Genomic DNA, 19890 nt, shown 5'->3' with positions numbered 1-19890 from the left:
TTGCTTTTTCTCAAATAAATTTTGAAGTATATAAAAATAATAAAATGCTATAAGCTAGCTTTCGCACTCCGGGCGAAAACGCCAAAATATCGGAGTTTGGTTAAAAATTTATTTGAAACATCTGGGCATTTTATTTTTTCGACATCCTTGAACTTCGTTCAATACTGATAAACAATATTGAGGAAGCAATATAGTTGCTTACTTGCTTACTAAGCTTCGCATACGAAATATAAGTTTTAATTATTTTAGTATCAAACTTTGGAGGTAATTTAGCAGTATTATCTCAACCAATATAACCTAACGTCATTATAGTTTTAGCAGAAAAAATGCTATCTTGATCCGCTCTTGAATGATATGGACACCCTAGACAAGCAACAACTTGAACCATAAATAATTAAACTTATAACAATATAAAGATTTTATGTGAGGCTACGCTTTGTTTATGTAGGGGCAATTTATGAATTGCCTCTATAGCCTGTAGTTTTGCATCAGTCTTATAGGCGTATCTTCAAACAGAAATGATATTAATACAACTGGGATGAGCAAAGGATAAATCACATGAAAAAATGGATTTGGCTAATGCTGTTGCTGCTAGTGACTGTTGCTGTGTTGGGTAGCAGAGGTAACACGCTTTTTGAACAGCATCCCTCACTAAGAATTGTTGAAAGCATTCCTGTGGAAACGCCGCAACCACAACTAGAGTTAAAAAAAGTTGATGATACCCTACAAGTGTCTACTGATAAGCTATTAAACCATATCCAAAAGTTAAATTTTCAGCGTTACACGACAAAAGAGCGATCGCTCACTCGCACTTACATCACAACTGAACTGAAAAAATTCGGCTGGAAGCCCAAATTAGAAAAGTTCTCTGAGGGTGTAAATATTTTTGCTGAACGTATAGGAACTAACAAAGCCGCTAAAGCAATTCTCGTTGCAGCACATTACGATACTGTTGCTTTATCCTCCGGTGCTGATGATAACGCTAGTGGTGTAGCTGTAGTGCTAGAAGTTGCGCGGTTGCTTGGTTCTCGCCCCACACCACGGACATTACAACTAGCTTTTTTTGACCAAGAGGAAGCAGGACTTTTGGGTAGTCAGGCTTTTGTGAGCAAGACACCACGCTTGCAAAACTTAGACGGAGCGATCGTTATGGATATGGTTGGTTATGCTTGTTACACTGTTGGGTGTCAGAAATACCCGGCGGGTTTGCCCGTTACCCCACCTAGTGACAAGGGCGACTTTTTGGCAGTGGTTGGTGATACAGAACATTTGCCTTTGCTGAATGCCTTTCCAAGCTCACAGCTTCTCCCCTCAAGCGCCCTAAATAAACAGGAATCAAATCTGCCACCAGTCCTAATACTACCAATTCCTTTTAAAGGTTTACTGACACCGGACACTTTACGTAGCGATCATGCACCATTTTGGTATCAGGGTGTGGGTGCTGTGCTAGTGACAGATACAGCCAATTTACGGACTCCGCACTATCATCAACCTAGTGATGTTCCAGCGACTATCGAGCGATCGTTTTTTACAGGAGCAGCGCAGATTGTGGTCAATGCTACTAGTAACTTGTTAAATAAGAATGAGGTTTTGCAAACTCAACCACCAAGCTGAGTGAATAATTCCTAATTAAATAGGACTTACGCAACAGTACAGGGGGTAGAGGTAATAAGCTACTTTGTGTCTAAAATCGGGGTTTTGACTATTGTTTGCGTAAGTTCGATTAGAGAACAAATCACTAATTAGGCGTAGCGGTAGTAGTATTTGGTTCAGGTAAAGTCAACGTCCAGTTCTGTTTATCATTGATTTGGAAGTACAAACCTTGGAAAATGAGCCGCAAAGCCGTTCGAGTTCTAATAAACTTCTGCACCAAATAAGTTCCTGGTTCAGCAAAGACACCATTAAAGTTTTTTTTATAACCAAATTGTTTTGAACAATAACTACCGGCACCTTGGACTGTTACTACAAAAAATGGAGATTGTTTGTATTCATTAGGAATCATAAAGATTCCATATACATGGTGACGACCACGCCACGGCTGAACAATAACCTTAGTAGCATTTACTTGAAATTTTTTAGTTTTTGATACTAAAAGATCCCCGAAATTACAATCAGAATCATTCACAGGCCACCACAGTGTAATAATACTCAGGGAGAGTAACAAAATTAAAATATAGCGGAGTCTGCGACGCATAAAGCCAAGAAAAATTGTTGATGCGGCTAGTAGAATTTAATGAGTAATGATAGTGCAGCTACAGCAGTAAGACTATCGACCTGCAACACCTCTGCAACACCTTCTAAAAGGCAAAGACAAAACATTAAGCGGCCGTTTAAAATGTGCTGTCAAAAAAATTGCAGTCACTCAATTTTGAGCCTTAGTTTCTAGATGATCACATACATAAATCTAGTTGCTCTGGATAAATGATTTTTGATTGTTGCTAACAAAATTTTGACATTGCTGAAACTGAGAGAAATGCTGAAGCTTTTGTAAATAAGAGAATTTTGTATTTAATAATTCAAAATCCAAAATCTAAAATTTGATGAGGATATCAGCCGACAAAAAGTGCAAATTGGAGATGCGTAGTTTACCGCCGCAGGCATCGCTTCGCCTGTTCTATAGTTTAGTTACAGTATTAAACCTAGCGGAGAAACAATCAGACTTTTGTGGCTGTTAACACTGATTCATGCTCAAATTTTTAGCTGTGATGAATTCTACAATTCGTTACTTTTGATGAGCTTTGATTGCTTTGAGCAGATTCGGGCGATTCCTATCGAGTTCAGGAAAAAATCTGCTTTGATTTCTGGGCGATTAAAGGGGTAGTCAAATACACAAATATTCGTTATATTCCCCTAAGTAACAGTTGGTATAAATATTTATGGGAAGACGTTGGAGAAGTCTTAAGACAGTTGCAGGTTTCTTTAGTGCAATTGTACTTACACAGTTTGGGGTAAATACTTCGGCTGTTGCGGCTGACACTGTTGTTGTGCGTTTGGGTGTATTTACAGAATCGATATCCCTGACTGAGTTGCAAAACGCTGCCAAAACAGGGGAATTGCCTGGGAGCTTGCAGTCTTACACTAAAGGATTATCTGAACAACAACGCCGCTTCCTATTAGGGGCACTAGGTATGAATATACCGATGAACATTGTCACCATTAATAAGTTGCTTAATACTCAGATTGGCACAACTATTCTCAATGACTTCGCTACAGCTTTAGCTCGAAAGGACAATGCTGGGGTACAAGCACTGAGAGGAGGATTGGTATTAGGCTCTACTGCGCCACAAGGTCTGTCTATATTGAGTTTTATCGCTGCTTATCCGAGTAAACGCTTAGAAATTGATTTACCAAAAGCTTTTATAGTTGCAGGGAGTTTGAATACAGCTTTTTGGCGCACGCAGCAATTTATGCTAGCCATTGCTCCCCGACTCGACTCGACAACACCACAGATTGCTTTCCCTTTTGATCCCAGCCAACTAGGAACGGCTCAAGTAAAAATACTCAACTTAAGCCTGAATGACCAAAAGCGCGATCGCAAAATTCCAGTTGATATTTACTGGTCAAATGATGCAACTGCCAATAAACCCTTAATTGTCTTCTCTCACGGCTTAGGATCAGTCCGCACGGACTTGCGTTACCTGGCAGAACATTTAGCATCACACGGTTATGTAGTAGCTGCTTTAGAACATCCTGGTAGTAATGAGGATAATATTAATTCTGCATTACAGGGCAAAACCAGACCTGTGAAGCCTCAAGAGTTTTTAAATCGCCCTCAAGATGTTAGTTTTGTTCTCGACGAATTAGAAAAGCTAAACCAAACAGCTAATCATCCCCTACAAGGGAAACTTGCGACCATGAACGCGATGATTGTTGGTTATTCTTTTGGTGGTGGTACAGCTTTAGCACTGGCGGGAGGGGAGTTACAACTAGAACGGCTCAAACAACGCTGCAAAAAGAACTTGGCTATCTTAAGTCTAGGAGAAGCTATGCAGTGCATCGCCCAAGAACTGCCAGAAAATACCTATCAATTACGGGATACGAGAATAAAACAGGCGATCGCTCTCAATCCTACAACTTCTCTGATTTATGGCGAAACTGGGTTAACTAAGGTGCAAATTCCGACTCTAGTGTTAGCAGGTTCCGCAGATAAAACCACCCCAGCTTTAACTGAACAGATTGTGGGATTTGACAAAATTCCATCCCCCAAATGGCTAGTTGGTATAGTTGGGGGTACTCATCTGAGTGTAAAAGACCCCAGTAAGACTATGGATCAGATCGGACAACCAAATACACCCATTAGTGGCGGTGAAGTTGTAGGCGAACAAGCAGCAGATATTCGCAAGTACCTTAAAGCTATAACTTTAGCGTTTGCTGCACAGATGACCCCAGAAGCTAAAAAATACGCCGTGTTTCTGACACCAGATTATGCTCAGTTTGCTTCGACTAAAGCATTTCCATTTCGCCTAATTACGCAGATTCCTTCTGATGCTATGGCAGTGGTGAAAGAATTTGCTGATAAATAAGGAACTGGCAATTAAACCAATATTTAATTCTGTAAGGGAGCTAGTTACTACAACCTTGACTCCCAAAGTTGTAGTAACTGGCCTTGTCTTACTCTTTAATCTCTCGCAGTTAATTATACAAATTGTCTGTAGATTTGTACTGAAGAATTCTTCAATGCTCTCTTCCTTTGCGTCCTTCTCTGGGAGATGCAGCGCGTTGGCACAAGCCTCTCATAGAAATGTTCATTTAAATTAAGCCCATCTTCATGAAGAATAGCAGGACTTCCGCATTAACAGGAAAGACCAAATATAGATCAATACGCTTCAGCTATTGTCAAAAAGCATAAACTGTGTTGGGGCGATTCATGTAGATACAAAGCAGCTGCTCTATGAGTTCTCCAATCGAGTACCTAAAGGATATTGCCCCTACAGCACAGGTGTATTTACCATCAGAAAATGATTAATAAAAATCTGAAATGACATATTTCAGTTGATACAGAATATGATTATTGTGTACAGTGCGTAAGCAGTAAGTCAGTATAATAAACAACAGCTATGATGCCTTCTCTTAGCGAAGATACCCAGGAGGAACTTCAAAAACAAGTATTTAGACAAAAACTCTGTTTGTATAAATAACATCAACCTGATGTTGGGCTGTTAAGTAAAAACTAAACCTTTACAGTAAAAATAACTATTTGGATATAAACTTTATAATATCTTTGTTGAAAATCATGGAAGCTTAAGAGTGTAAAAAAGTAAGATCATCTACTGGATAATATATGATGTATGTCTTTTAGCTCCAATACTAAAAAGCAATAAGCACAACTTGCTTTGTGTGAAAATATCTTTGTGTATTGATTGGTGTAAATTTTTCTGATTCACAAAAATGCTTTAGCATTTTTATTTGCTACAAACTATAGATAAACCAAAAATAAAAAAGTCAAGGCTTGTTTTGTTTATTTAGAGAATAGTTAGTTTTAGGCACATAATTTGGATTCAGATTTCAACAATTCTTCTATTTCACCTAAGCTGATGCAACTATATACAATTCTTGAAATCGAACAACTCCAGGAATACGAAGACCGTCCTTACTTACTTGAAACTATAGAGTGGGTGAAAAGTTTTTTAGCAAGACCTCATCCTAACTTAGGAAGACCCGGCGCAGTTTGCCCTTTTGTACCTTACTCTCTCAAGTCAAACAGTATTCGTCTAGCAGTTATTCGTACCAAATATTTGTATCCAGAACAACTAGAAGAGATTGTTGGACGCTATAAAGATATCTTTTTGAAAATGAAAGTTAAAGAGCAGGAGTTAGAAATAAACAAAGCTTTTTTACTTATTTTTCCTGATGTTCATATTGAGGACGCTTGTAAATTAATAGATAGTGTCCAACAAAAACTTAAACCTTTGTTTGTTGAGTCAGGACTGATGATAGGAGAATTTCATAAACGTAATGAAACTCCCGGTATGCACAATCCAGACTTTCGTCCACTTCGTAGCCCTATACCCTTATTGGCTATACGGTTTATGGTTGAAGCTGACCTCCCCTTTCTTCTGAATCCGGCTGATCCACACTTACGTATTAGGTATTTAGAAGCTTATTTAAAGTGTTTTGATAGCAAATTCACGGATGAAACAAAGTTTAGAAATGCTCATCAAGAATTGGCTTTAGCCAAAGAGCAACTTAAACAAGAAAATTTGGTGCATTAGTCAAAATTCAGAATTATGGATACTCTACCCATGAAGGGATAGAGATTTTAAATGAAAGGTGTGTTGCACTATTGCTAACACACCCTACTTGTGTAGCAAGGCTAAAATAGTGTATTAGACGTAGGTTGGCTGAAGCGGAGCGCAACCCAACCTAAAATGTTGTATTAGATTTTGTAGTTTAGTTCGAAGTATGAGACCCAACACACCCATTAATGTTGGGTTTTGTTCCTTAACGCAACCTACATTTAATACCCTATTTTAGACTTGAAATAACCCTTAACTTAATTACCTTCCCCGATCGCTATAAAATTAAAAGACGATTTTTCTTTCTTAACTTCCAGTTGTGCAGAAGTTGATCCAGACTGTTGTTTAACTTCCAGATCCCATATAGAAACTTGGAATTTGTTGAGGTCTGTATCCTTAACAACAATTTGATTATCTGCTCCCCAACCATTGAGGGTGGTAACTACAACTGGAGTAGTCACAAAAGGTTGTGAAAACGTAATTACATACAATCCTGGTTCAGATGATTGAACTTCAAATCCTTCACCGACCTGTTTTGTTCCATCATCACTAACTGTTCCGTAAATAATTTTTTGTGTCATATTTTTCTTGATTTTCTCATCTGGGAATTTCTATGTATAGTATACCTGCCAAAGTTTATCAAAGCGTTGAGGGCACACTAACCCATTCTGTTGTGCTTGTGAATAGGTCAGGATTTGCAGCAATTGGTACATGGGGCGATCGCAGTTCAGCTTGAATTTAGCAAACAAAAATATTCCCGAACCTATACCCCACAAAAAAGAATTAATTATCTCAAAGCCTTATCTAATCAATACTTGGGTTATTGAGTACATGATTAAGACATATTAATAGATGCGCTATTTCAGATGAGATATTCATATATGCAGTATTTATTTAAAGTTAACTGAAAAGCCCATAATAAACTGCTCGCTTTGCACTGCCTACCTGACTCTGGCTATTTTTAATTTTTCTATTTACGTGTTCTGATAATGCAGTTGAGAGACGGGGACAAAAATCATATTATGAACAAAACCTTTGCAACCATTGATGGAAATGAAGCTGTCGCCCGTGTTGCTTACAAACTAAATGAAGTGATTGCCATTTATCCAATTACCCCCTCTTCAGCAATGGGTGAATGGGCAGATGCTTGGTCAGCAGAAGGTCGTCCCAACCTCTGGGGTACTATTCCCAGTGTCGTGCAGATGCAAAGCGAAGGGGGAGCGGCTGGTGCTGTGCATGGGGCATTGCAAACAGGTTCCCTGAGTACTACCTTCACAGCATCTCAGGGATTATTGTTGATGATCCCCAACTTCTACAAAATTGCTGGTGAGTTGACTAGTGCTGTAGTTCATGTTGCCGCGCGTTCCTTGGCTACCCACGCTTTATCAATTTTTGGCGACCATAGCGATGTTATGGCAGCTCGTGCTACTGGTTTTGCATTACTGTGTTCTGCTTCGGTACAGGAAAGTCAAGATTTTGCTCTCATTGCCCATGCTGCGACTTTAGAGACGCGAGTCTCGTTTATGCACTTCTTTGACGGCTTCCGTACTTCCCATGAAGTGCAGAAAGTTAAACTGCTTGCAGATAATGATTTGCGATCGCTCATCCACGATCATCTCATACTCGCCCACCGCAGTCGTGCCCTCACCCCAGATCGTCCAGTCTTGCGCGGTACTGCCCAAAACCCCGATGTCTACTTCCAAGGACGTGAAGGTGCGAACCTTTACTACAACGCCTGTCCAGAAATTGTCCAGCGCATCATGGATCAATTTGGAGAACGCACGGGGAGGCATTACCAAATCTATGAATATTACGGGGCCAATGATGCCGATCGCGTTATCGTTCTTATGGGTTCAGGCTGTGAAACCGTCCATGAAACAGTAGATTATCTTAACGCCCGTGGGGAAAAACTTGGTGTGCTAAAAGTCCGGCTTTATCGCCCCTTTGATGTCCAAAGGTTTGTTGCAGCATTGCCAAATAGCGTAAAAGCGATCGCAGTTCTCGACCGCACCAAAGAAGCAGGCAGCGCCGGAGAACCTTTGTATTTGGATGTTGTGGCTGCTATTCATGAGGCGTGGGGAGATAAGAGAGCAGGGGGGGCAGGGGGAGAAAATACTTTCTCATACCCTAAAATTATTGGTGGTCGTTATGGTCTTTCTTCTAAAGAATTTACGCCGGCGATGGTAAAGGGGATTTTTGATAACCTTGCCGAAGCTAAACCAAAAAATCACTTTACTATTGGGATTAATGACGACGTTAGTCATACTTCCTTGAGCTTTGACCATAACTTTTCTACAGAATCGGATAACGTTGTTAGGGCAATGTTCTATGGGTTGGGTTCAGACGGGACTGTTGGAGCTAATAAAAACTCTATCAAGATTATTGGTGAAGAAACCGATAATTACGCCCAAGGCTACTTTGTCTTTGATTCCAAGAAATCTGGCTCAATGACAGTTTCTCACCTCCGTTTTGGCAAAGAGCCAATTCGCTCCACCTACTTGATTGACCAAGCCAATTTTATTGGTTGTCATCATTGGGGATTTCTAGAACGCATAGATATTTTGAAAGCTGCTATTCCTGGGGCAACTTTACTGCTTAACAGTCCATACAATGCAGATAACGTTTGGGAGAATTTGCCGTTGAAGGTACAGCAGCAAATTATCGATAAGCATTTGAAGTTATACGTAATCAATGCTAGCCAGGTTGCTCGTGAAAGTGGTATGGGTGGCAGGATTAACACCATTATGCAGGTCTGTTTCTTTGCCTTAGCTGGAGTCTTGCCGCAAGAAGAAGCGATCGCTAAAATCAAACAAGCGATTGACAAGACTTATGGTAAAAAAGGCGTAGAAGTTGTTCGCATGAACCTGCAAGCTGTAGACAACACTTTAGACAACTTGCATAAAGTAGATGTACCACAGACAATCAACAATCAACAATCAATAATTAAAAATCCAAAATTGCTGGACTCTGCTCCCGAATTTGTGCGGGAAGTTCTGGGCAAAATTATGATTTGGGAAGGTGATGATTTACCTGTTAGCACACTACCAGTTGATGGCACATTTCCTGTAGGTACTGCCAAGTGGGAAAAACGTAACGTTGCCGAAGAGATACCTGTGTGGGAGCCGGATGTCTGCGTTCAGTGTGGGAAGTGTGTAATGGTTTGTCCCCACAGTGCCATCCGCGCCAAAGCTTATCAAGCTGATGAGTTAGTCAATGCACCAGAAACCTTTAAGTCAACTGGTGCAAAAGATAAAGACTTTGCCAATCAAAAATTTACCATTCAGGTAGCCCCAGAAGATTGCACAGGATGTACGATTTGTGTAAATATTTGCCCTGCTAAAAATAAATCTGAGCCATCGCTGAAAGCGATTAACATGGCGAAGCAGTTGCCTTTACAAGAGCAAGAGCGGAAAAACTGGGATTTCTTTTTGAGTTTACCTAATCCTGACAGGCGATCGCTAAAATTAAACCAGATTCGCCAACAACAACTGCAAGAACCTTTATTTGAATTCTCTGGTGCTTGTGCAGGTTGTGGTGAAACACCTTATTTAAAATTATTAACACAATTGTTTGGCGATCGCGCTGTCATTGCCAATGCAACAGGTTGCTCCTCAATTTATGGTGGAAATCTCCCCACAACTCCTTGGACAACCAACGCCCAAGGACGCGGCCCCGCGTGGTCAAATAATCTATTTGAAGATAACGCCGAATTCGGTTTCGGCTTCCGTCTCTCCCTCGACAAACAAGCTGAGTTTGCGGCGGAATTGTTGCAAAATTTGGGGAGTGAAATAGATGAAAACCTTGTCTATTCTATCCTCAAAGCTGAACAAAAATCTGAAGCTGACATTTGGGAACAGCGCGAAAGGATAGAACTTTTGCAGCAGAAGTTAGATGAAATCGTAACTTTCGACCCCAATCTAAAATCTAAAATCCAAAATCTAAAATCCCTTGCAGATTACTTGGTGAAAAAAAGCGTCTGGATTGTTGGCGGTGATGGTTGGGCTTATGACATTGATTTTGGCGGCATCGATCATGTAATTGCTAGTGGTCGCAATGTCAACATCTTGGTGATGGATACAGAAGTGTATTCTAATACAGGCGGTCAATCTTCTAAAGCTACGCCACGAGCCGCAGTTGCTAAATATGCCGCCAGTGGTAAGCCAGGAGGCAAGAAAGACTTAGGGATGATTGCGATGACCTACGGAAATGTCTACGTAGCGAGTGTAGCCCTTGGTGCTAGAGATGAACATACTCTCAAAGCATTTTTGGAAGCAGAGGCTTATGATGGGCCATCAATAATTATTGCTTACAGCCATTGCATCGCCCACGGCATTAACATGACTACCGGGATGAATCACCAAAAAACTCTGGTAGAATCAGGCCGTTGGTTGCTGTATCGGCATAATCCAGAGTTGCTTAACCAGGGTAAAAATCCTTTGCAACTGGATATGCGATCGCCTACGCAATCTGTAGAACATTCGATGTATCAAGAAAATCGCTTCAAAATGCTTACTAAGAGTAAACCAGACGTGGCCAAGCACTTGTTAGAACAAGCGCAAGCTGAGGTAGATGCACGTTGGCAGATGTATCAATATTTGGCAAAGCGTGATATTCCCACAGCATAAGAGGCAAGGGGTGCAGGGAGCAGGGGGAGAGGGCAAGGGAGCAGGGGAGCAGGGGAGCAGGGGAGCAGGGGAGCAGAAGGGAAAGAAGTAATTTTTCATTAGTCCCATTCCCCATTTCCCATTCCCCATTCCCAATTCATTCTGGGATAAAACCAATGTTTACGACGGGCAACTTTACGCACTCACCAGAAAGTATCGATCAATTTCTGCCGTAAGTATTTCAAAGTCCACGGGTTTGGTTAAGTGGCATTTAAAACCAGATTTAAGCGCAAGTTCCTTATCCTCCTGGCCACCGTAGCCAGTGAGCGCAATCAGAATTGAGCGAGTCAATTTAGAGTCTTTACTCAGTTCCTGTGCAACGGCGAATCCATCCATTTCGGGAAGTCCGATGTCACAAATAATCACATGAGGCTCCAACTCTTTTGCAGTTTGTACACCTGAAATTCCATTCTTGGCAATGGAAACTTCATGCCCGAAATGCTCAAGTACTGCTTTTAATGTTGTAGCAGAATCCTCATTATCTTCGATGACTAAAATCTTCAACGATTTTTTAGTCCCCCCTATAGTCTCCAGGTTGTTGTCCAAGGTTTTAAGCTCTTCGCATACAGGGAGAGTAACTTTGAATTCTGCTCCCAAATTGATCCCTCTACTTGAGGCTTCAACATTCCCACCATGAAGTTCGACAAGACTTTTGACTACCGAGAGTCCCAAACCTAGCCCACCCCTCGAACGGTCTAAACTGCGATCGGCTTGGGTAAACGGCTCGAAGAGTTCTGGTAAGATTGTCGGTTCTATCCCTATACCTGAGTCTCTTACAGATAAAGCTGCTAAACTGCCTGAGACATTTTCACCTGGAATATATGAGAGATCCACCCAGATCGTCCCATCTGGTTTTGAAAACTTTAAGGCGTTATCAAGAAGGTTCCCAAAGATTTGAAAGAATCGCGTTGGGTCAACATAAGCCCATACGGGCGTGTTTGGCAAGTCTTCTACTACGGTAAGATTCGATCTCTTTATTGCTTGTGTATGGTCATTGAGACTCTGGCGAACCAATTCCACCAGATTCAACTTTTCAAGGTTTAATGAAATCTTCCCGTAAGTGATAGACGATACATCTAGTAACTCATCGATTAATTTCGAGAGGTGCTTAATCTGGTGCTGCATCATTAAAACTGTTTCTCCGACTGCACCAGTCACGCCCAGCTTCAATTTGAGAAGCTGAACCCCGTTCGAGATGGGGGCAACAGGATTCCTCAACTCGTGAGCTAGCATCGCAATGAATTTGTCTTTCAGGGCGTTTTGGTTCGTAAGTTTCTGGAAAAGTTGAACGTTCGCGATCGCCACTGCTGTAGTGTCGGTCAAAATCTCAAGCAGTTCTATTTCTTCAGATGTGGCTAGGTGTGGTGTACTCCAGTAGGCTCCGATCGCACCCAGTGGATCGGCAATCCGTATAGGAACCATCACTAAACTTTTGACAAAAGTCACTTTATAGGCATCAATAGGAATTCTTGCATCCTGGTAAATGTCCTCAATCACGGCTGCTTGTTTATTGAGCATTGCCCAACCGGAGATGCAAGACTTGAGCGGAAAACGCATACCTTTCCAAAGTGGGCCGATGGCGTTTTCATCAACATAGTGGCAGCATTCACCATCCCGCAGTACAAAAGTTACTCCATCAGCATTTGTGAGATCGCGGGCTGCCAAACGCACAATCTCAATAATTTCCTCAATAGTCCGCACACAAGCCAAATCTTTCACGACTAAAAGCAGCCGATTGTAAGATGAAATACTATAGCTCTGATGTAAATTTTGTTCTTCAGAGATGGAGGTTTGTAATATATTTTTCATAAATAACTCCGAACAAAAAGGATGTTTGGTAAAAACTTAGTTAAAGCGGTAGGTTTTAGTAAACAGCTACTCTTAATCGTAATCTTAACTTTGATGTTAAAAGCTAAGAGATATTACGGCATTTTTTGTTCTCCTGTTTCCTATTTAGGAGTATAAAATATTTTAAAAAACTAAGTAAATATTCTAGTTAAAGCTCAGTACCAATGGAGTTTATAGTATTTAATGAGACTGAGTAAGCATGGCTAGCAAATTCGCTATTTAGGTGTAGCAGAATGGAAGATGCGGATATTACTTACTCAAGGCAGACAAATTATTTAGCGATCGCCAAATAATACTCAAATCGCTCCCGGAGTTTTTCAACCGTTAGATTCTGAGTCCAGTACTCGACTAGAGCGTGACCAAATGCCCAGGCATTGCGATCGGGTGAAGTGGAATTTTCTAGCAGTAGCGGCCAGAGAGATAGTAATTCAAAGTTGAGCGGGTTAGAGTTAGCTGTATTCAAGAGCGAGAAAAGCTCATAAGCCATTTGGAGTTTGCCAATCACAATTGGCAACTGTTCCACAGGAATTTGCTCTGCCAGAAGATATGCTAGGGCTGGAGATCCAGTTGATAGAGTAGAAACAAACTGGAGAACGGGACTTTTGAGCAATGCCGTTAGTCCCTGTGTTGTCGCCATCTGGAAGGTATAGTGGTCAATGATTTTGGCGGCGGCGACAGTACGGGCTTCGAGATTACGCAAAAAGCGGGCGAGACGGAGTTGTTTTGTAGGTGCGATCGCATCTACTAATCCTAGTGAAAGCGCTTCCACTCCCCAAGCAACTCGACCTGTTTTGCTGTCACCCGTAACCAGGGGTAGAACTAGATTACAGAAGTTTCCCAGTAATTTGGCGCGATACTCAGTAGCTTCCCGAATAGCAACTTCTTTGGGACGATCACCCCATTCCCAATCATAAGGCGGTTGCCATTCACGGATGGGACGCAACCGATCTACCTGAGTGACGATCGCAATCGCAGGTAAATCTGCAACTTCTGCTTTTATATCTTGCAGAAAGTCTACATCCATTTGCAGGGCAGGATCGAGGGCAGGGGTGACTAACAGCAACAAATCTGCATCGATAGCATAATCAAGCACCAGGTTTCGCAGATCGGCATGGTTGACTTGTTCGTAGCCGGGTGTGTCCAAAAGCGTCAAGGTTTCACCACTTTGAGTTTGCCATTGATAATTTTGAATGCGATCCGTACTGGGCAAAACATCAACGGCTGCTAAATCTGCCTGAAATAGCGTGTTAATCAAGCTACTTTTTCCTGAACCTGTGCGTCCCACCAGCAGAATATTCACGGGTTTTTGCTCAACTACCTCGGCTGGTTGAGCTTGAGTCAGTATTTCTCGGAGTGTTTGGGTTTTTGCCTTGGGTAAAGTTGGTGTGGAGACTACGGTTGCTGAAACTGGTAATTTGCTACGTCCATAGAGGGCGATCGCTTGCCGACATAAGTTTTTCAGGGCAGCTTCCCGAAATAACTGGTTCAAATTCCCCAATAATTGCTGAGTTGCTTGGTTACTAGAACCCTGGCTGGCTTGTTTTGCCACCGCCGCCACCGGATTTAAAAGCCACTGTGCCCAGTTCCAAGCTTTCCAAAATTTTCGAGCCGATGGTTCCAACTTTCGGTAGACTTCATATCCTTGGTATGCTTGTCCAACCGTCACCTGATTAAGAACTGGGGATAATTTTTGCATCCACTGATCCATATCATCCACCGTTCCCCGAATCAGCCCGTAAGCCTGGGGGACGTAAATATTCAGCAGGGGATATTGAATTTGAGGATTGTAGATATGAGCGATCGCTACAACCAAATCCTGGCATCGTGTCCAAAAGGTTTGCCAGTCTTCCCAAATTGGGCGATCGCTTTGTGATGCTTGTAGAATCTCTTGGAGTGCTGTTTCTGCAAGCTTTGTGACATCACTTCCTGCTGGTGGTCTAACTGTATCCTCTACTGCCGATTCTAATTCTTCTTGAACTTGAGCTAATACAGCTTCTACTTGATTAACAGCTGGTTGAGTCCATTTTACGAGTAGCCAGCGCCAACCAACGAATAAAAGGGTAAACACACCCCAAATCCAACTAATACCCCACGCATGAATTTGCGAACCGGCGGCTACCAGTAAGAAAATAATGATAAACGCGATCGGGATTGCCAAAACGACCCACTGCCACGGTTTTAATCGCACCATTACCCTATACCTGCTTTGAAACGTTGGGAAATTCGAGCTTTTGCAAAAATTACTCTTATAACAAAGTCTATCGTCTTCATTCGCTAGGGCAACAGTTACAAGGGTTGCTCAAGTTGGTTGCTACTCGTTCGGCTGAGGAGATGGCAAACTAACTGGTGTTTATAAATTACGTGAAATCGAAGGTTTAAAGTGCGATCGCTTTTTAATTAGATTTTGGGACATCGGGAGCGATTATCTTCGACATGTTCTGCGATCGCAAGCAACGCTAAAGATAGCGATCGCCTGCCAGAATGCCTAAAATATCAGTAATGCTACACTTTCCTAGCATTCAAGGAGTAAAGGCTGTGGCTTCCATCACGATCGACATTTCCGATGAACAATTGCAGAAGCTGCAAACACTAGCACAAGAGAATGGTATCTCCCTTGAAGATTTGTTACGTGCCAGGATAGAAGACTGGCTCAGTCAGCCGACGAGGGAGTTTGCTCAAGCAACCAACTATGTGCTGAAGAAAAATGCCGAATTGTACCGACGTTTAGCATGATACGTTACCTGACGGCGGTGGAAGTCCTGAATCTGCATCGTCAGGTTATAGAGCAGTCTGGAGGCGCATTAGGTATAGGCGACCTTGGTATTTTAGAGTCTGCTGTAGCGCAACCAAAGATGACTTTTGGTGGAGAAGACTTATATCCTAAAATTATTGAAAAGGCTTCAGCATTGGGCTTCTCTTTGATCAAGAATCATCCTTTCCTAGATGGAAATAAGTGTACTGGTCACGCAGCTATGGAAATATTTCTTGTTTTAAACGGGATGGAAATTGATGCTTCAATCGAAGAACAGGAGCGTGTTGTCCTGCTGTTAGCGGCTGGTGATTTAGGGCGTGAAGAATTTACAGAGTGGCTCAGGCTAAACCTTATACCAATTCTGTATGAAGATGCGCTAAACCATATTTAAGTACAAGAAAGAAGAAAGAAAAACGAACCGCAAAGGACGCAAAGGACACAAAGGAAGAAAGAAGTTAAAAGGGTTTGGCGCAGCCTCATAAAGAAATGGTATTAGAACAATTTGAACATCTTCTCATCATGAAACGAGATTCAAATTGAGTAATGATGCGATTGTCTCCGATACGCTACGCAAACGCAATCATAAAGATAGCGATTGCCAAGGCTTTTTGTTTTCGATGAAGCTTACTTCACAAACTTGGGAATAATAAACTGTGCCTGAGAAAAATTTTAAATAAATCTCAGCGCATTAGGTGTGTTTTTATCGGTGCTTCAAGGAGCAAGTTGTTAATGAAAGTAAGTTCATCAGGGATGAAGCTAGGTTGTGCAATTCTTAGTGGCAGTTGTTTAGCAGCAGTGACGATCGCTTTAAGTGGAGCAAGTGCTTTTGCTGCTCAATTCATCACAATTGAAAGCACTGGCACATTATCAGGAACAATCGAACTTCCCAGAAATAATCCGAATTTCAATAACAGTATTACTCGTATTGATACGGATGACACTGGAACTTATTACCGGAACTTAGGTACTAACAATAATCCTAACTATGTTCCTGTATACCAGTCAGACTATTTGCAGTTAGAAACGCGCTCTGATGGAAGTCTGCATTACTTTGTTGACTTTAAAGGTATTCCCTTTGTCTCGTTCGATGGTGTTCTCACATCGCCGGTTCTCTCTGGTGGTCAGTTGACACCCTACAAATACCAAGGACAATTAGCAGGAACCAAATTTCAAGGAGTAGTTCAGGATGAATTTAATTTCATAAAAGCCTTATACAGTGGTACTGTCACCGATCCAGACACCGGAAAGCAGTATCAGGGCACTTTTGAAGTAAGTGGATATGGAGTGCGATATAGCGATCGCAATGGTAACTCAACTCCCACAGTCTTTGATTTCCAGTCTGATATCCCAGGTTCGCCAACTGTAACATCCTTGAACATCACTAACGCTACCTTGGCGAATTTAAGAATCAAAGTACCTATTGATGAAACTTCTATTCCAGAACCCGCTAGCGTTCTCGGCACTTTTTTGGTAGCTGGTTTTGGTATGGTTTTGAAAAGAAAAAAACACATCTACCCTAAGAAGATGTTTTGAAAGTATTGTATGACTAAAAGTTATTACTACACAAAGCTGAGTCTACCTCGGTGAAATAACCAAAGCCAAGGTTTTTCTAACTTATAGAGGTGGGTAAATAAGGTTTCATGTAGCTGTGACTTAATAGTTGCCCAGGTGAGTAATAAATTAAACTTTAAAAACATCTTCTATGAAGATGTTTTTAAGGTGAAAAGCTGGTAAGTTTTATAATCACACAGGATAGTTTTAAAAACGAGCCGAACTAGCAAAAGTCCGGCTCGTTTTTAATCAATCATCTATACGCAGTAGCTTGCGGTAAAATGGTTGTGAAAAATCGGTCAAGCGATGGCGTTTATAGTTGTCCATAACTTCAATTAAAAAATTAATAAACTCGAAACTAGCCATCATTAGTTCGTAACTCAAGTCAGCATTGCCATCAAACTGAATTCGGCAACGGGTTAAGTCAGAGGGTAAAGTAGCAACATTCCAAGATGCGACAAAGGGGACATGTTCACTAGCTTCTATCTTCCGGTGTCCCTCCAAAACCCCTTTTTGATAAAGACTGATGGCATAGGGTAAAAAATTGCGCTTAGTGCCTTGGACGTAAGGTAAGTAAACACTGGCTTGTTGTTGATTAGCAGGCTGGAGTTGCTCAATAGACATGGTTAAATATTCCTCAAGTTAGTTGGCAACTAGGGATATTAGTGGATGTTAGTAGTGTTCCCAAAAGATGTGTCTAAAGCACATGGTAGAAAGAGGGAGTGGGAATTGGGAATTGGGAATTGGGAAGAGGACTTGGGGACAAGGAGAATTGGGGACAAGGGGAAAGACTTGTTTCAAGTTCTCACCTCTTGTCCCCTTGTCCCCCTGCTCCCCTGCTCCCCGCGCCCAGCCCCTCTGCCTCTTCTCATATTCCATAAATGAAGTTACTGCTAAGAAATATTAAAATTTCGGTTACAATAAGGCTGCATTAACTTTGATCGCAGCTGGGCGCAATAATGTAACATGAAAAACCCACACTATAAATTTGTGGATGTTATTATTGCTGTTTCTTCCAACAATAAGCTGCTGTCACCTTGGTATCACTTTGCCTAAACCGGAATTCTCATTAGAGAAAGTCCGACTCTACAAGCTTCCTGCCCAAGTGGGTATCAAAGGAATCAAGCCTCTGTCTAAGAGTAGCAAACGTGGTTAATGCTAAGTAATTACCCAGAGTGACAGTCAGAACAAAAGTAGTCCCGGCGGCTTTTGGCTTAGGGATAGCGGGTATTGCAGTTTACCCATTCCGATTAAAATCGGGAAAAGTAGCTTAGGGATATTTGTCCGTAAAATTACTAACTGTAGACAAATACTGGTTTTTGAATCAAGCAACCTAACCTATGCCAGCGAATTCCTGGCCCGAAGAAGATTCTTATCAAGAGCTTGATCCGCTCAACTCCTTGTTGTCTGACCTATCAGTAGATGAGGAGTCAGTGTTAGAGACAGATCCTATGTCTCTACCATCCCGGTTTCAAGGTCGTAGAGGCAAAGCAGCTCTAGTCTTGACTATCGTCTGGAGTGGCACGATCGCTCTACATTTAGTTTCTTGGGCTTCCATATTTATTCTAGGACTGACCACCATTCTAGGATTTCATGCCTTGGTGGTCGTGTTTACTAAATCCCGTCGCTATCCAAAAGAAATACAGGGTGATTTGCCCTTTGTATCTGTATTAGTGGCTGCGAAAAATGAAGAAGCAGTAATTGCAAAATTAGTCAAAAATCTTTGTAATCTGGAATATCCAGGTGGGCAGTATGAAGTATGGATTATTGACGATCACAGCAGTGATAGCACGCCACATTTATTAGCAGAACTAGAACAGAAACACGATCAACTGAAAGTATTAAGGCGTTCAGCAGAAGCTAGTGGCGGCAAATCAGGGGCGTTAAATCAGGTGTTGCCTCTGACAAAGGGCGACATCATAGCAGTATTTGATGCTGATGCTCAAGTGACACCAGATTTGCTGCAACAGGTAATACCTTTATTCCAAAGAGAAAAGGTGGGGGCGGTGCAGGTGCGAAAAGCGATCGCCAACGCTAAAGATAATTTTTGGACTAAGGGGCAAATGGCCGAAATGGCCCTTGATACCTGGTTTCAGCAACAGCGCACTGCCCTTGGTGGTATTGGCGAACTGCGGGGTAATGGTCAATTTGTCCGGCGTTCAGCCTTGGAAAGCTGCGGTGGCTGGAATGAGGAAACTATTACCGATGATTTGGATTTGACAATCCGCTTGCATTTGGATAAATGGGATATTGAGTGTGTTTTCCATCCAGCGGTGCAAGAAGAGGGTGTGACAAATGCGATCGCACTTTGGCATCAGCGCAACCGTTGGGCAGAAGGTGGTTATCAACGCTATCTGGATTATTGGGATTTAATTCTCAAAAACCGCATGGGAACGCGCAAAAGCTGGGATTTGCTGATTTTTATGCTGATTATGTATATCTTACCTACAGCAGCAGTACCAGATTTGTTGATGGCGATCGCGCGTCATCGTCCACCAATGTTAAGTCCCATTACAGGCTTGTCCGTTACCATGTCGATGGTAGGAATGTTTACAGGTCTAAGGCGGGTACGTCAAGATCAGAAATTCTCACTTTCTACATATTTTCTGATGCTAGTGCAAACCATGCGTGGCAGTTTATACATGTTGCACTGGTTAGTCGTCATGAGCAGTACCACCGCCCGGATGTCGGTAAGACCAAAGCGCCTGAAATGGGTGAAAACCTTGCATACGGGGACTGGGGAATAGGGAATGGGGCATGGGGCATGGGGCATGGAAAGTTAGGAGTTAGGAGTTAGGAGTTAGGAATTCTCTGCTTGTGGCTGTTTCCAATACCCAAT

Annotated in this window: 14 protein-coding genes; 9 read left to right on the top strand and 5 right to left on the bottom strand. The window is 41.9% G+C overall.

Translation table 11 applies throughout. From position 1 onward, the window contains the following. Positions 1-558 precede the first annotated feature (558 nt). Positions 559-1614: a M28 family peptidase gene (locus tag ACFFRD_RS32150; RefSeq protein WP_392479865.1), complete on the top strand. Its 1056-nt coding sequence runs from the start codon at positions 559-561 to the stop codon at positions 1612-1614. 124 nt (positions 1615-1738) lie between these two features. Here ACFFRD_RS32150 and ACFFRD_RS32145 read toward each other — a convergent pair whose 3' ends face one another. After that, the gene (locus tag ACFFRD_RS32145; protein WP_392479863.1) at positions 1739-2194 is read right to left on the bottom strand and encodes a hypothetical protein; all 456 of its coding nucleotides are present in this window, start codon (positions 2192-2194) and stop codon (positions 1739-1741) included. 682 nt (positions 2195-2876) lie between these two features. On the opposite strand from ACFFRD_RS32145, the gene ACFFRD_RS32140 reads away from it, so the two are divergent. Continuing rightward, entirely contained in the window at positions 2877-4523 is a 1647-nt protein-coding gene (locus tag ACFFRD_RS32140; RefSeq protein ID WP_392479862.1) for an alpha/beta hydrolase, read from the top strand. 1011 nt (positions 4524-5534) lie between these two features. Next, positions 5535-6212 carry a DUF6875 domain-containing protein gene (locus tag ACFFRD_RS32135; protein WP_392479860.1) on the top strand — a complete coding sequence of 226 codons (678 nt, stop codon included), beginning with the start codon at positions 5535-5537 and terminating at the stop codon, positions 6210-6212. A 281-nt stretch (positions 6213-6493) separates the two neighbouring features. On the opposite strand, the gene ACFFRD_RS32130 is transcribed toward ACFFRD_RS32135, so the two are convergent. Then, a complete protein-coding gene (locus ACFFRD_RS32130) occupies positions 6494-6817 on the bottom strand; it encodes a hypothetical protein (protein WP_185584522.1) in 324 nt (107 codons plus the stop codon). Between the two features lie 32 nt (positions 6818-6849). Here ACFFRD_RS32130 and ACFFRD_RS32125 point away from each other — a divergent pair, with 32 nt between their 5' ends. Together ACFFRD_RS32125 and nifJ are read left to right on the top strand one after the other, a co-directional pair. After that, complete coding sequence (locus ACFFRD_RS32125; RefSeq protein WP_392479858.1) at positions 6850-6972, top strand: hypothetical protein; 123 nt, start codon at positions 6850-6852, stop codon at positions 6970-6972. A gap of 286 nt (positions 6973-7258) precedes the next feature. Continuing rightward, positions 7259-10861 carry a pyruvate:ferredoxin (flavodoxin) oxidoreductase gene (nifJ, locus tag ACFFRD_RS32120; RefSeq protein WP_392479856.1) on the top strand — a complete coding sequence of 1201 codons (3603 nt, stop codon included), beginning with the start codon at positions 7259-7261 and terminating at the stop codon, positions 10859-10861. Positions 10862-11035: 174 nt separating this feature from the next. On the opposite strand, the gene ACFFRD_RS32115 is transcribed toward nifJ, so the two are convergent. Both ACFFRD_RS32115 and ACFFRD_RS32110 read right to left on the bottom strand, forming a co-directional pair. Beyond that, positions 11036-12709 carry an ATP-binding protein gene (locus ACFFRD_RS32115; protein WP_392479854.1) on the bottom strand — a complete coding sequence of 558 codons (1674 nt, stop codon included), beginning with the start codon at positions 12707-12709 and terminating at the stop codon, positions 11036-11038. 310 nt (positions 12710-13019) lie between these two features. Then, a complete protein-coding gene (locus ACFFRD_RS32110) occupies positions 13020-14939 on the bottom strand; it encodes a GTPase family protein (RefSeq protein WP_392479852.1) in 1920 nt (639 codons plus the stop codon). A gap of 344 nt (positions 14940-15283) precedes the next feature. Between ACFFRD_RS32110 and ACFFRD_RS32105 the strand changes: the two genes are divergently transcribed. From ACFFRD_RS32105 to ACFFRD_RS32095, 3 genes are all read left to right on the top strand, one after another. Continuing rightward, positions 15284-15481, top strand: coding sequence for a DNA-binding protein (locus ACFFRD_RS32105; RefSeq protein ID WP_392479850.1), 198 nt, complete (start codon positions 15284-15286; stop codon positions 15479-15481). Next, positions 15478-15891 (top strand): type II toxin-antitoxin system death-on-curing family toxin, encoded by a 414-nt coding sequence (locus tag ACFFRD_RS32100; protein ID WP_392479848.1) that lies wholly within the window; start codon positions 15478-15480, stop codon positions 15889-15891. Before ACFFRD_RS32105 ends, ACFFRD_RS32100 begins: the two co-directional genes overlap by 4 nt. Positions 15892-16229: 338 nt before the next feature. After that, positions 16230-17033, top strand: a complete 804-nt coding sequence (locus tag ACFFRD_RS32095) for a PEP-CTERM sorting domain-containing protein (protein ID WP_392479847.1) — start codon at positions 16230-16232, stop codon at positions 17031-17033. A 267-nt stretch (positions 17034-17300) separates the two neighbouring features. Here ACFFRD_RS32095 and ebsA read toward each other — a convergent pair whose 3' ends face one another. Further along, entirely contained in the window at positions 17301-17675 is a 375-nt protein-coding gene (gene ebsA / locus ACFFRD_RS32090; protein WP_012410470.1) for a type IV pilus biogenesis protein EbsA, read from the bottom strand. A gap of 716 nt (positions 17676-18391) precedes the next feature. Here ebsA and ACFFRD_RS32085 point away from each other — a divergent pair. Continuing rightward, positions 18392-19798, top strand: a complete 1407-nt coding sequence (locus tag ACFFRD_RS32085) for a glycosyltransferase (protein ID WP_392479845.1) — start codon at positions 18392-18394, stop codon at positions 19796-19798. Positions 19799-19890: the final 92 nt, after the last annotated feature.

The sequence above is a fragment of the Nostoc sp. C110 genome (assembly GCF_043099725.1).
GTDB lineage: Bacteria > Cyanobacteriota > Cyanobacteriia > Cyanobacteriales > Nostocaceae > Nostoc > Nostoc muscorum_A.
This window is presented reverse-complemented; position numbering and strand designations above follow the sequence as displayed.

What these genes read in the sequence shown, in the direction of transcription:
- ACFFRD_RS32085 (WP_392479845.1), top strand. Translation starts at nt 18,392, where the DNA reads ATGCCAGCGAATTCCTGGCCCGAAGAAGATTCTTATCAAGAGCTTGAT.
- ACFFRD_RS32115 (WP_392479854.1), bottom strand. Translation starts at nt 12,709, where the DNA reads ATGAAAAATATATTACAAACCTCCATCTCTGAAGAACAAAATTTACAT.
- nifJ (WP_392479856.1), top strand. Translation starts at nt 7,259, where the DNA reads ATGAACAAAACCTTTGCAACCATTGATGGAAATGAAGCTGTCGCCCGT.
- ACFFRD_RS32135 (WP_392479860.1), top strand. Translation starts at nt 5,535, where the DNA reads ATGCAACTATATACAATTCTTGAAATCGAACAACTCCAGGAATACGAA.
- ebsA (WP_012410470.1), bottom strand. Translation starts at nt 17,675, where the DNA reads ATGTCTATTGAGCAACTCCAGCCTGCTAATCAACAACAAGCCAGTGTT.
- ACFFRD_RS32150 (WP_392479865.1), top strand. Translation starts at nt 559, where the DNA reads ATGAAAAAATGGATTTGGCTAATGCTGTTGCTGCTAGTGACTGTTGCT.
- ACFFRD_RS32130 (WP_185584522.1), bottom strand. Translation starts at nt 6,817, where the DNA reads ATGACACAAAAAATTATTTACGGAACAGTTAGTGATGATGGAACAAAA.
- ACFFRD_RS32095 (WP_392479847.1), top strand. Translation starts at nt 16,230, where the DNA reads ATGAAAGTAAGTTCATCAGGGATGAAGCTAGGTTGTGCAATTCTTAGT.
- ACFFRD_RS32140 (WP_392479862.1), top strand. Translation starts at nt 2,877, where the DNA reads ATGGGAAGACGTTGGAGAAGTCTTAAGACAGTTGCAGGTTTCTTTAGT.
- ACFFRD_RS32100 (WP_392479848.1), top strand. Translation starts at nt 15,478, where the DNA reads ATGATACGTTACCTGACGGCGGTGGAAGTCCTGAATCTGCATCGTCAG.
- ACFFRD_RS32110 (WP_392479852.1), bottom strand. Translation starts at nt 14,939, where the DNA reads ATGGTGCGATTAAAACCGTGGCAGTGGGTCGTTTTGGCAATCCCGATC.
- ACFFRD_RS32125 (WP_392479858.1), top strand. Translation starts at nt 6,850, where the DNA reads ATGTATAGTATACCTGCCAAAGTTTATCAAAGCGTTGAGGGCACACTA.
- ACFFRD_RS32145 (WP_392479863.1), bottom strand. Translation starts at nt 2,194, where the DNA reads ATGCGTCGCAGACTCCGCTATATTTTAATTTTGTTACTCTCCCTGAGT.